Source organism: Tepidiforma flava (genome assembly GCF_027594505.1).
Classification (GTDB): Bacteria; Chloroflexota; Dehalococcoidia; order Tepidiformales; family Tepidiformaceae; genus Tepidiforma; species Tepidiforma flava.
Genome location: NZ_CP115149.1, coordinates 958,656 through 970,469, shown reverse-complemented (window position 1 = coordinate 970,469; position 11,814 = coordinate 958,656). Strand labels below are relative to the sequence as shown.

The following is an 11,814-nucleotide window of genomic DNA, read 5'->3' as shown; positions in this document are numbered from 1 at the left end:
AATTCGACGAACTTGTGCGAAAACTTTACCTTCGTGAAAAACGGCGCAAAGGCCAAAAAACGGGGGCGGCGTACGCCGCCCCCGCTTCGCTGCGCCCGGCGATTACGCCCGGGTGCCCTTCCAGCTCCCCGAGCCGAACGCCCCGAACTGCACCGTCCCGCCGATGGTGTCCCCATCGACCGCCCCGGTGAACGTCAGCTCCATCGGGCCCATCGCGCCGTTGAAGCTCGTCTTCCAGCTCACGTTGTTCCCGTCCACCGTGCCCCCGGTGAACTCCTGCGAGCCCCGCTCGCTGCCGAACGTCCCGCTCAGCGCGTTCCCGTCCGTCTTCAGCGTCAGCTGCGCCGGCCGGTCGCCCATCGGCGTCGAAAGGGTGATGTTCCAGGTGCCGTCAACGGCCATCGTCAGGTCTCCTCGTCCGAGCGTTAGAATCCGAGCGGCATTCGAAAACGAAACCCGCTGCGGTCACGCTGCACCGTAGCCGCTCCCGCGCGAACGCGTCAACCGCTTTCACCCCGAAACCAGCACGATCTTCCCGAAATTCGCGTTCGTCGCCATGTAGGCGTGCGCCTCGGCCGCGTCCCGCAGCGCATACACCCGGTCGATCACCACCTTCACCCGCCCGCTCGCGATGTGCGGCAGCACGCTCTTCTCGAACGCCCGCGTCGCCAGCGCCTTCTCCTCCAGCGGCCGCGCCCGCAGTGTCGTCCCCCGGACCTGCAGCCGCTTCTGCAGGAGCACGCCGAGGTTCGCCTGCGCCGCCGTGCCGCCCATCAGCCCCACGATCACCATCCGCCCCTTCACCGCCAGCGCCCGGAGGTTCCGCTCCCAGTAGTCCGCGCCGATGACGTCGAGGATGACGTCCACGCCCTTTCCGTCCGTCGCCTGCAGCACCGCCTCGGCGAAATCCTGCTCCCGGTAGTTGATGCCGAGGTCGAGCCCGAGCTCGGCCGCCCGCGCCAGCTTCTCCGCGCTCCCCGCCGTCCCTGCCACGAACGACGCGCCCATCACCTTCGCGATCTGCACCGCCGCGACCCCCACGCCGCTCCCGGCCGCGTGGATGAGCACCCGCTCGCCCGCCGCGAGCCCGCACTGGAGGAGCGCGTCGTGCGCCGTGATGTACACCTCCGGCGTCGCGCCGGCCTCCTCCCAGGAGAGCGCGTCCGGCACCTTCACCGCAAGCCGGTGGTGCGTGGCCACCAGCTCGGCGTAGCCGCCCCCGGCCAGCAGCCCCATCACCCGGTCGCCGACGGCGAACCCTTCCACCCGTTCGCCGGCCGCCACGACCTCGCCCGCGTACTCCAGCCCCGGGATTTCGAACGCCGGCTTCGGGCCGGGCTGCGGGTAGCCGCCCATCCGCTGCAGCAGGTCGGCCCGGTTGAGCGCCGTCGCCCGCACGCGGATGAGCAGGTCCTCCGGCCCGGCGGCCGGGTCCGGCACCTCGCGGTATTCGAGCACCTCCGGCCCCCCGGGCCGGGTGATGACGACTGCTTTCATGGCGAACGCCCCCGCGCGGAACTTCGCCGCCGATCCTACGCCACCCGCCCCGCTACGGCCCCGGCAGCCACGCCCCCGCCGCCCGCAAGCGCGCCTGCAGCGCCCGCACGTCCACCTCCGCCAGCCCGCAGCCGCGCTCCAGCGCGAGCGCCGCCCCCGTCCCCGCCGCCTCGCCCGTCGCGAAGCACGCCGGGATCTCCTTCGTCGCATGGTGCACCCGGTGGTCGACCGAAATGCACCGGCCGGCCGCCGCGAGGTTCGCCGTCCCCTGCGCGACCAGCGACCGCCACGGGATTTCGTACACCGCGCCGTACTTCGTCCAGTGCCCCGTCACCGCCACGACGTCGTCCGCATGCCGGTCCATCTCCTCGCGCACGAGCTGGTGCAGCCCGACCAGCCGGCGCGATTCGGTGATGCCCAGCGTCGCCGCGAACCCGGCCAGCCACGCCCGTTCGAACCCGGCCGCCTTCCCGCGCAGCCGGTCGAGCTCGGCCCGCGCCAGCCGCCGGCACTCCACCTCCGCGTACGTCAGGTCGTCCGGGTTCACCGGGTCGATCGCCCGCCCGATCCGCTCCGCCGCGCCCCACGGGTGGAGGTAGCCGCGGGGGTGCACCGTCCGGTAGTACCCGGACCGCTGGGGCGAGGCCTCCGCCGCCGCCTCGTCCACGTTCGCCGTCCGGAACCAGAGCCACGGGTGCACGAGCTCCTGCTCCACCGGCTCGCCGGCCAGCACCGCGATGTCCGCATCACCCGTCGCATCGATCACCGCGCCGCACGCGACCGCCTCCCGGCCCGCTTTCGACTCGAAGATGACGTGCGTCACCCGGCCGCCGTCCTTCCGCACGCCGACCGCCCAGCGGTGGAAGCGCAGGTCGACTCCGGCCTCCAGCACCAGCCGGTCCGCCTCCACCTTGAACTCCTCCGGGTCGTACGCGACCGAGTAGCGCACCGCGTGCGGCCCGCTCCCCCATACGAGCCCGAGCCGCCGGTACTTCTCCACCAGCGCCGGGTCCGGCGAACCCCACTCCTCCCGCGGCGGGAACAGGCAGGCCCCGCGCGCCGCCAGCCGGTCCACCAGCTCCTGGCAGAGCCCCGCCACCACCTGCCGCCCGCGGCCGTCGTCCAGCGTCAGCAGTAGGATGATCAGCCCGTTCGTCGCCAGCCCGCCGAGCGAGCCGTACCGCTCCACCAGCATCGCCCGCGCACCCTGCCGCGCCGCTGCGACCGCCGCCGCGATGCCCGCCGCTCCGCCCCCCACCACCAGCACGTCCGTCTCCGCGATGACGGGCACCCGGCGCTCCGGCTCCACGATGAACGTCCCGGCCATGGCCCGCATTCTGCCCCGCCCGCGCCCGCCTGTCGCGCCCCGGCCCACGCTACACTGCCCGCCGACAGCCGCGCCCGGAGGTGTTCCCATGCCCGACCATCCCCTGCCCCCGCCCGAAGAGGTCGCCGGCTACTTCGACCGCTGCTCCAACTGGGGCCGCTGGGGCGCCGACGATTCCGCCGGCACCATCAACCTCATCACCCCCGAGAAGCGCCGCCGCGCCGCCGCCCTCGTCCGCAGCGGCCGCACCGTCTCCATCGCCCACCCCCTCAATACCGTCGGCGGCCCCGGCAACTGGAACCCCGCCCAGCACTGGGTCCGCGTCGGCCCCACCGCCTCCGTCGATTACGTCGGGCTCCTCTTCCACGGCTACGCCACCACGCACGTCGACGCCCTCTGCCACATCTTCTGGCAGGGGCAGATGTACAACGGCCGCCCGGCCAGCGAGGTCACCTCCCTTGGCGCCCGCGCCGGCGCCGTCGACGCCTGGAAGGACGGCATCGTCACCCGCGGCGTTCTCATCGACATCCCCCGCTTCCGCGGCGCCGACTTCGTCACGCTCGATGCGCCCGTCCGCGGCTGGGAGCTCGAAGCCGCCGCCGAGGCCCAGGGCAGCCCGCTCGAACCCGGCGACGCCGTCCTCGTCTACAGCGGCCGCTCCGCCTTCTACGCCGCAAACCCCGGCAGCACCCCCGGCGTTCCGCCGACGCCCGGGCTCCACGCCGATACCGTCCCCGTCCTGAAGCGGCACGATGCCGCCCTCCTCGGCTGGGACATGATGGACGCCCGCCCGAGCGGCTCTGAGCTGTTCGACAATGCGGCGACCGCGGGCGGGCCCGTCCACGTGCTCGCCATCGTCTTCGCCGGCATGCCCTTGCTCGACAACGCCAACCTCGACCCCCTCGCGCAGGCCTGCCGCGATGAAGGCCGCTGGGAGTTCCTCCTCACCATCGCCCCGCTCCACATCCGCGGCGGCACCGGCTCCCCCGTCAACCCCATTGCCGTGTTCTGACCCCGCCCCGGCGGTCCGCTACCATCGAACCATGCGCAGCCGCACCCTCGCCGCCGGCGCGGCCGCCGCGGCCGGTCTCGCCCTCGCCCCCGGCCTCGGCCTCGCCCGCCTCCTCCACCGCCAGGCCTTCGACCCCGCGAACGACCGCCTGCCCGGGCCGTTCACCGTCACCGTCACCGCCCTCGCCCCCGGCCGCGCCACCCTCCGCCCCGCCCCCGGCGCTCCCGCCGATGCGCACCTCGCGCCCGGGCGCTACCTCCTCGAAGCCGCCCGCGGCCGGGCCGCCCTCGGCCCCGTCCTCCAGTCCAATGGCGTCGCCGCCATCCGCGAACTCCAGCCTCTCGAGGGCAGCCTCCGCCCCGGCGATTTCGCCCGGCTCGATGCCTTCGCCTTCCCCGGCGACCCGCTCACCGCCCACGGCATCGCCTTCGACGAGGTCACCGTCCACGCGCCGCTCGGCGAATTCCCCGCCTGGCACGTGCCCGGCCGCCGCGACACCTGGGCCGTCATGGTCCACGGCAAGGGTGCGAACCGCCGCGAAACCCTCCGCCTCCTCCCCCTGCTGACCGAGGCCGGGTTCCCGGCGCTCGCCATCACCTACCGCAACGACGAGGGCTGCCCGCCCGCTCCCGGCGGTCGCTACGCCTACGGCCGCGACGAATGGGAGGAGCTCGATGCCGCTGCCCGCTTCGCCCTCGGCCTCGGCGCGCGCCGCCTCTTCCTCGTCGGCTACTCCATGGGCGGCGCCATCTGCCTCAGCTTCATGGAGCGCTCCGACCTCGCCCCGAAGGCCGCCGGCTTCATCCTCGAAGCCCCCATGCTCGACCTCCGCACCACCGTCGCCCACGGCGCCCGCCAGCGCCGCATCCCCCTCCGCTACCTCGCCGTCTCGAACCGCATCGCCGCCCGCCGCTACGGCTTCGACTGGGACGACTTCGATTACCGCCGCACCGCCATCGACCTCCAGCGCCCCGTCCTCCTCTTCCACGGCGACGCCGACCCGACCGTGCCCGTCGAACTCAGCGACAGCCTCGCCGCCGCCCGGCCCGATATCGTCCGCTACGTCCGGGTGCCCGGCGCCGGCCACGTCCGCGCATGGAACGTCGACCCGGAGGGCTACGCCGACGCCGTCCGCGCCTTTCTCGCCGCGCTCGAATGACCGCGCCTCAGTGCGCGATCTCCTCGCCCCGCAGCGTATCCCGCGAGAACGTCCAGTAGAGCAGCCAGAGCGACGGCACGAGGATGAGCGCCCCGATCGGCAGCGCCACGAGGAACGACACGACGGTGATCCGCTCCGCCGCAGCCGCCTCGTAGGTCAGCGCGTTCGCCAGCAGGTACGGCTCCTGCGCGAGCCCCCATGCGCCCACCACCCCCGCCACCGTCGCCGCGGCCAGCGGCGGCGCCAGCCGGTAGCGCCGCGTCCAGAGCGCCCACAGCCCGGCGAGCCCCAGCAGCGCCGTCACCCCCATCGCGCCCACCACCCGCGCATCGTTCAGGTGCGAAGCGAACGCATCCGCGTCCCACGCCGCCACCGGGATCGCCGCCGTCGTGGCCGCGCCTAGCGCCAGCGACGCCGCGATCGCCCGCTTCCGGAAGTCCTCCCGCAGCTCGCCCTCCGTCCGCGCCACCATGTACGCCGCCGCGAGGAACGCGCAGACCAGCAGCCCGATCAGCCCGCACACCAGCGCGAACGGCCGCAGCCAGCCAGCGAACGCCCCGGAGAGCACCCGCGTCCCCTCCACCTCGATGTGCCCCGTCGTCACGGCCCCGATGACCAGCCCGAACGTGAACGGCGTCAGCACGCTCGCCCACGAAAACCACTGCAGCGACTGCCGCGCCAGCCGGCTCTCACGGTCCCCGTAGTGCCGGAAGGCGAAGGCGGCCCCCCGCGCCACGATGCCCAGCAGCGCGATGAACAGCGGCACGTAGAGCGCCTCGAAAATCACCGCATACGCCGCCGGGAAGACCACGAACAGCGTCACCACCAGCAGGATCAGCCACACGTGGTTCGTCTCCCACACCGGCCCGATCGCCTTCTCCAGCGCCAGCCGCTGCTCCTCCTTCCGCGGCCCCGAGGCCAGCAGCGACCAGATGCCGCCGCCGAAATCGGCGCCCCCGAACATCGCGTACATCATCACCGCAACGAGCGCGATGCCCGCCGCTGCCAGCTCAGGCGACACCCTCGGCCTCCTTCCCCGCTGCGCCGGGCAGCCGCTCCGGCTGCCGCGGCCCGTGCGGCCACTTCAGCAGCGCCACGATCAGCGCAATCGAAATCACGATGTACAGCAGCGTGAACAGGATGAAGAACACGAGAATCCCGTCCCGCTCCGTGACCCCCTCCGAGGTGCGCAGGTAGCCGTACACCACCCACGGCTGCCGCCCGAACTCGGTCACGAACCAGCCCGCCTGCAGCGCCGCGAACGACAGGAATCCGCTCGCGATGAGCGCCAGGCTCAGCGCCCGGCCCGGCAGCCAGCTCCCCGCCTCCCGCCGGCGCCGCCGCCACCACGCAACCCAGTACCACGCCGCGATGAACAGCAGCGCGAAGCCCGCGCCCACCATCACCTGGAAGGAGAGATGCACCAGCAGCTCGTTCGGCCGGTCCTCCGGCGGCACGTCGTTCAGCCCCAGCACCTCGGCGTTCAGGTCGCCGTACCCCAGCCAGCTCAGCATCTTCGGGATCTCGATGGCGTACTTCGTCTCGCCGTCCATCGGGATGCCGCCGATGCGCAGCGGCGCGCCCCGCTGCGTCTCGTACTGCCCCTCCATCGCCGCGAACTTCACCGGCTGCAGCTCCGCCACCCGCTTCGCCGCGAAATCCCCCGCGATGATCTGCAGCGGGATCGAAACCGCCGCCACAGCCATCGCCAGCTGCAGCCCCAGCTTCGCGTTCACCGCAGGCTTCTTCCGCCAGAGCAGCCATGCGTACACCGCCGCCACCGAAAACCCCGTCACCACGTACGACGCCAGCGTCCCGTGGATCGCCTCGTGCAGCCACGCCGCGTTGAACATCGCATCCCACGGGTCGACGTCGACGACCTGCCCGTCCACCACGCGGAACCCCTCCGGCGTGTTCATCCACGCGTTCGCCGAGATGACGAACACCGCCGAAATCGCCGAGCTGATCGCGATCGGAATCGTCACCAGCCAGTGCGCGAAGGCCGACATCCGGTTCCAGCCGTAGATGTAAATCGCGAGGAAGATCGCCTCCGTGAAGAAGGCGAACCCCTCCAGCGAGAACGGCATGCCGATGATGCCGCCCGCGTACTCCATGAACCGCGGCCACAGCAGCCCCAGCTCGAACGACAGCACCGTCCCCGAGACGGCGCCCACCGCGAACAGCAGCCCCACCACCGGCGTCCACGCCCGGGCCAGCTGACGGTACCGCTCGTCCTTCTTCCAGAGCGCCATCCCCTCCGCCACGAACAAGAGGAGCGGCAGGCCGATGCCGAGCGGCGTAAAAAACGTATGGAAGACCAGTGAGAGGCCCATGAGGGCCCGCGCCGAAAGCAGCGTGTCGAACTCCACGCGCGTTCCCCTCCGCGCCGAACCGGGCGCCGGCCACAGTATCGCGAATTCGCATGCCCGTTGCGCGAAATCCCCTCGATAGCTCCATCGGAGCCGTCGATGCCCCCTTTCTCCCCGCCTAACCTTCCCCTGTGCCACCATGCCGTGGTGCGAGCGCTGTCCATCGGCATCCTCCCCTTCGTCATCTGGGTCGTCGGCGTCGCCTGCGACGGCACCGGCGGCGCCCCTGCTCCCTCGCCAACCCCGCCGCCCGCCGCGACGCCCACCCCCGCGCCCGGCGGCGAACTCCCCGCCCTCCCGTCGATCGCCTTCGAACGCGTCGTCGGCGGCTTCGAACGCCCCACCTTCGTCACCGGCGCCGGCGACGGCAGCGGCCGCCTCTTCGTCCTCGAAAAGCGCGGCACCATCCGCATCGTCCTCAACGGGCAGGTCGCGCCCCAGCCGTTCCTCGATATCCGCTCCCGCGTCACCTCGAGCGGCAACGAGCAGGGCCTCCTCGGCCTCGCGTTCCATCCCGGGTTCGCCGCCAATGGCCGCTTCTTCGTCTACTACACCGCTGCCAACGGCGGCGCGAACACCCTCGCCGAATTCCGCGTCGCCCCCGGCGACCCCGACCGCGCCGACCCCGCCTCCGGCCGCGTCCTCTTCGCCATCGAAGACCAGTACAGCAACCACAACGGCGGCATGCTCGCCTTCGGCCCCGACGGTTACCTCTACATCGCCCTCGGCGACGGCGGCGGCGCCGGCGACCCCCTCCGCGCCGGGCAGGACCTCGCCAACCCCCTCGGCTCCATCCTCCGCATCGACGTCGACAGCCCGCCAGCCGCCGGCCGCGCCTACGCCATCCCGCCCGACAACCCTTTCGCCGCCCGCGACGGCGCCCGCCCCGAAATCTGGGCCTACGGCCTCCGCAACCCGTGGCGCTTCAGCTTCGACCGCGAGACCGGCGACCTCTGGATCGCCGACGTCGGCCAGAACGCCCGCGAAGAGGTGAACTTCCAGCCCGCCGGCGCCCCCGGCGGCCAGAACTACGGCTGGAGCATCATGGAAGGCAGCATCTGCTACCGCCCGGCCCAGGGCTGCGACCGCTCCGGCCTCACCCTCCCCGTCTTCGACTACACCCACGACGACGGCTGCTCCGTCACCGGCGGCTACGTCTACCGCGGCCAGGCCTTCCCCGCCCTCCGCGGCGCCTACCTCGTCGCCGACTACTGCACCGGCAGCGCCTGGGCCCTCCGCTGGCAGGGCAGCCAGCTCCAGGTCACCCGCCTCGCCGACTTCCCCACCGGCATCTCCTCCTTCGGCGAAGACGACGCCGGCGAGCTCTACATCGTCCGCGACCAGGCCGGCACCCTCGAGCGCATCACCGCCCGCTGAGCCGCACCACGCTGCACAGGCGCGCCCCGGGACGCTACGCTATCCCCCGACCCCTGCACCTGGAGCACGACCATGAAGCTCGGCCTCTACCTCGGCTACTCCGGCGCCCGCATGGAGCTGCCCGTCGAATCCGTCCTCGAAGCCGAACGCCTCGGCTGGGATTCCGTCTGGACCGCGGAAGCCTACGGCTCCGATGCCGTCACCCCGCTCGCCTACCTCGCCGCCCTCACGAAGCGCATCAAGCTCGGCACCGCCATCATGCAGATCCCGGCCCGCACCCCGGCCATGACGGCGATGACGAGCATGACCCTCGATGCCCTCTCCGGCGGCCGCATGCTCGTCGGTCTCGGCCTCTCCGGCCCCCAGGTCGTCGAAGGCTGGCACGGCCAGCCCTACGGCAACCCTGCCGCCCGCCTCCGCGAATACGTCGCCATCCTCCGCAAAATCTGGGCCCGCGATGAGCCCGTCGAATTCCACGGCAAGGAGTACAACCTCCCCTACACCGGCCCCGGCGCCACCGGCCTCGGCAAGCCCCTGAAGAGCATCCTCCACGGGCGCAACATGCCCATCTACCTCGCCACCCTCGGCCCCAACAACATCCGCCTCACCGCCGAGATCGCCGACGGCTGGATCCCCGCCTTTTTCACCCCCTACCGCATGGACGTCTTCAAGCCCGACCTCGAAGCCGGCTTCGCCCGCGCCGGCAACGGCAAGTCCATGAAGGACTTCGACATCGTCGCCACCTGCAGCGTCATCATCACCGACGACGTCAAAGCCGGGCTCGCGACCACCAAGCCCGGCATCGCCCTCTACGTCGGCGGCATGGGCGCCCGCCAGAAGAACTTCTACAACGAACTCATGCACCGCTACGGCTACGGCGACGCCGCGGCCCGCATCCAGGAGCTCTACCTCGCCGGCCGCAAAGCCGAGGCCGAGGCCGCCGTCCCCGATGAGCTCGCCGACGAAATGGCCCTCGTCGGGCCCGTCGAGCGCATCCGCGAGCGCTACAAAGCCTGGGAAGACGCCGGCGTCGGCACCCTCCTCATCGGCACCCGCGACCCGCGCGTCCTCCAGCTCATGGCCGAGCTCACCGGCGCCCTCTCCAGCGCCCGCTGACCGCCGCACCGGAGGTCCGTTCCGTGGCCGAGGAGTTCGTCATCATCCTGCCGCCCCACCTCTCCGCTGAGGCCCGCCGCCGGCTGCATGCCGAGCGCGTCTTCGAGCGCGAAGTCCTCGGGCTGCTCGGCGAACTCCTCGGCTGCGAACCCCCGCCCGTCCACGCCTGCGCGGAAGAACACCGCGCCGCCGACACCTGGGACTGGCACATCGTCCGCGCCTGGGAAGCCGGCAGCGTCACCGTCCGCGCCGTCGCCCGCCCCATCGGCCGCGCCGGCGCCGTCCACGGCGAAGACATCGAATTCGACGTCCTCGGCCTCGAAGGCCCCCTCCGCATCGCCGCCATTGCCAGCCTCGACGTCCGCGTCGGCGGCTCCGTCCGCGTCACCATCGGCGGCTGCCCGCCGGACCGCCTCGCCGCCGCCCGCCGCGCCTTCGGCCGTCAGCTCGAAGCCCTGCTCGGCGCGCTCGCCTGACCGGCGCCGTCCCGCTCGGCCAGGTACGCCGCCCAGAGCTCGTCCCGCTTCCGCGCACCCTTCCGGTAGCCGATTTGCGCCCCGATCAGCGTCCCGAACAGCTGCGCCAGCACGTAGCCGCCCAGCAGCAGCACCGCGAACGCCAGCGCCGGGTGCCCCAGCAGCCCCGGCCCCCAGATCACCATCCAGAGGAACAGCGCCGAGGCGAGGATGAGTCCGAAGAACGCGCCCCCGTGCACCCACCGCGCCTCCGTCTTCTGCTTGGTGAGGTAGAGCCGCAGCACCTCCTGCGGAATCTCCGTCACCGTCGGCCGCTCGGCTGTCGCCGTCCCGCAGAACGGACAGACCGCATCCTCCGCCCGCAGCCGCGCATAGCAGAAGCCGCAGAACCGGCCCGTCGCCGGCACCCGGCGCGCCAGCCGCTCCTCCATCTTCGGCTGCAGCCGGTCCAGGTACGGGTACGGCGATTCGTACCCCGCCACCCCGCGCACCTCCTGCGCCGCGCCGGCCTTCGCATCACCATCAGCCACGCCGTTAGCGAACCACCCCGCGCCCTCGCCCGCAACCCGCCCGCTCACCACCGAAAGCCGCCCCCTTCGTATACTCACTCCTCGTGACCACCCAACCGGCCCTCCACGGCGAAGACGGCTACCTCACCATCCACGGCCTCCGGCACCACTACATCCGCTGGGGCAGCGTCGAGAACGAGCCCCTCGTGCTCCTCCACGGCCTCATGAACAACGCCCGCTACTGGGAGCACATCGCCGAGCGCTTCATCGACCGCTGGTGCGTCTACGCCCCCGACCTCCGCGGCCACGGCGAAAGCGAGCACGCCCCCGGCGGCTACCTCGTCTGGGCCTTCGCCATGGACCTCCGCGGCTTCGTCGAAGAGATGGACCTCGAAGCCTTCGACCTCGTGGCCCATTCCATCGGCAGCCGCATCGCCATGGCCTACGCCCGCGACCACTCCCACCGGCTCAAGCACCTCGTCCTCGCCGACATGGGCCCCCAGATGGCCGACCAGGGCGCCCGCGGCATCCGCAAGAGCACCGGCGAAGCCCAGAAAGCCCCCGGCTTCGCCACCGAAGCCGAGGCCATCGAGCACTTCGCGCAGCTCTACCCCGGCCGCGACCGCGACTTCCTCCTCCGCCAGGTCTACGCCTCGCTCCAGCTCGACGAGGCCACCGGGAACCTCGTGTTCCGCTTCGACCCCGCCATCCACCAGGCCACCGGCCGCGGCGCCATCGCCGAGATCCCCTACCTCTGGGAGAGCCTCGAGCACATCACCTGCCCCACCCTCGTCATCCGCGCCGAAAAGAGCAAAATCCTCTCGCGCGACATCGCCGAGGAGATGGTCCGCCGCCTCCCGAACGGCCGCTTCGTCGAAATCCCCGATGCCGGCCACCAGGTGCCGCTCCACCAGCCGGAGGCCTTCGCCCGCGCCGTCCGCGAATTCCTCGAATCCTGAGCCCGGTGCGCCG

The 11,814-nt window shown here is 72.1% G+C and carries 12 protein-coding genes; 6 read left to right on the top strand and 6 right to left on the bottom strand.

Features of this window, described 5'->3' with window-relative positions; translation table 11 throughout:
* Positions 1-102: 102 nt before the first annotated feature.
* The 3 genes from O0235_RS05810 to O0235_RS05800 all read right to left on the bottom strand — a co-directional run bounded on the left by O0235_RS05810 (position 103) and on the right by O0235_RS05800 (position 2,824).
* Positions 103-402, bottom strand: coding sequence for a hypothetical protein (locus tag O0235_RS05810; protein ID WP_270057595.1), 300 nt, complete (start codon positions 400-402; stop codon positions 103-105).
* A gap of 108 nt (positions 403-510) precedes the next feature.
* On the bottom strand, positions 511-1,497 hold the full coding sequence (locus O0235_RS05805; RefSeq protein ID WP_270057594.1) for an NAD(P)H-quinone oxidoreductase: 987 nt from the start codon (positions 1,495-1,497) through the stop codon (positions 511-513).
* 52 nt (positions 1,498-1,549) lie between these two features.
* The gene (locus O0235_RS05800) at positions 1,550-2,824 is read right to left on the bottom strand and encodes an FAD-dependent oxidoreductase (RefSeq protein WP_270057593.1); all 1,275 of its coding nucleotides are present in this window, start codon (positions 2,822-2,824) and stop codon (positions 1,550-1,552) included.
* An 88-nt stretch (positions 2,825-2,912) separates the two neighbouring features.
* Here O0235_RS05800 and O0235_RS05795 point away from each other — a divergent pair, with 88 nt between their 5' ends.
* A complete protein-coding gene (locus O0235_RS05795; RefSeq protein ID WP_270057592.1) occupies positions 2,913-3,836 on the top strand; it encodes a cyclase family protein in 924 nt (307 codons plus the stop codon).
* A 31-nt stretch (positions 3,837-3,867) separates the two neighbouring features.
* On the top strand, positions 3,868-4,995 hold the full coding sequence (locus O0235_RS05790; protein WP_270057591.1) for an alpha/beta hydrolase: 1,128 nt from the start codon (positions 3,868-3,870) through the stop codon (positions 4,993-4,995).
* A gap of 7 nt (positions 4,996-5,002) precedes the next feature.
* On the opposite strand, the gene O0235_RS05785 is transcribed toward O0235_RS05790, so the two are convergent.
* Positions 5,003-6,016 carry a cytochrome d ubiquinol oxidase subunit II gene (locus tag O0235_RS05785; RefSeq protein ID WP_270057590.1) on the bottom strand — a complete coding sequence of 338 codons (1,014 nt, stop codon included), beginning with the start codon at positions 6,014-6,016 and terminating at the stop codon, positions 5,003-5,005.
* Entirely contained in the window at positions 6,006-7,364 is a 1,359-nt protein-coding gene (locus O0235_RS05780) for a cytochrome ubiquinol oxidase subunit I (protein WP_270057589.1), read from the bottom strand. The genes O0235_RS05785 and O0235_RS05780 overlap by 11 nt, the downstream gene beginning before the upstream one ends.
* Before the next feature lie 147 nt (positions 7,365-7,511).
* Here O0235_RS05780 and O0235_RS05775 point away from each other — a divergent pair, with 147 nt between their 5' ends.
* The 3 genes from O0235_RS05775 to O0235_RS05765 all read left to right on the top strand — a co-directional run bounded on the left by O0235_RS05775 (position 7,512) and on the right by O0235_RS05765 (position 10,333).
* Positions 7,512-8,741, top strand: a complete 1,230-nt coding sequence (locus O0235_RS05775) for a PQQ-dependent sugar dehydrogenase (protein ID WP_270057588.1) — start codon at positions 7,512-7,514, stop codon at positions 8,739-8,741.
* Between the two features lie 72 nt (positions 8,742-8,813).
* Positions 8,814-9,857: an LLM class F420-dependent oxidoreductase gene (locus O0235_RS05770; protein ID WP_270057587.1), complete on the top strand. Its 1,044-nt coding sequence runs from the start codon at positions 8,814-8,816 to the stop codon at positions 9,855-9,857.
* A gap of 23 nt (positions 9,858-9,880) precedes the next feature.
* On the top strand, positions 9,881-10,333 hold the full coding sequence (locus O0235_RS05765) for a hypothetical protein (RefSeq protein ID WP_270057586.1): 453 nt from the start codon (positions 9,881-9,883) through the stop codon (positions 10,331-10,333).
* On the opposite strand, the gene O0235_RS05760 is transcribed toward O0235_RS05765, so the two are convergent.
* The gene (locus O0235_RS05760; RefSeq protein WP_270057585.1) at positions 10,300-10,863 is read right to left on the bottom strand and encodes a hypothetical protein; all 564 of its coding nucleotides are present in this window, start codon (positions 10,861-10,863) and stop codon (positions 10,300-10,302) included. The genes O0235_RS05765 and O0235_RS05760 overlap by 34 nt on opposite strands.
* 83 nt (positions 10,864-10,946) lie before the next feature.
* Here O0235_RS05760 and O0235_RS05755 point away from each other — a divergent pair, with 83 nt between their 5' ends.
* The gene (locus O0235_RS05755) at positions 10,947-11,801 is read left to right on the top strand and encodes an alpha/beta fold hydrolase (RefSeq protein WP_270057584.1); all 855 of its coding nucleotides are present in this window, start codon (positions 10,947-10,949) and stop codon (positions 11,799-11,801) included.
* The last annotated feature ends 13 nt before the right edge of the window (positions 11,802-11,814 follow it).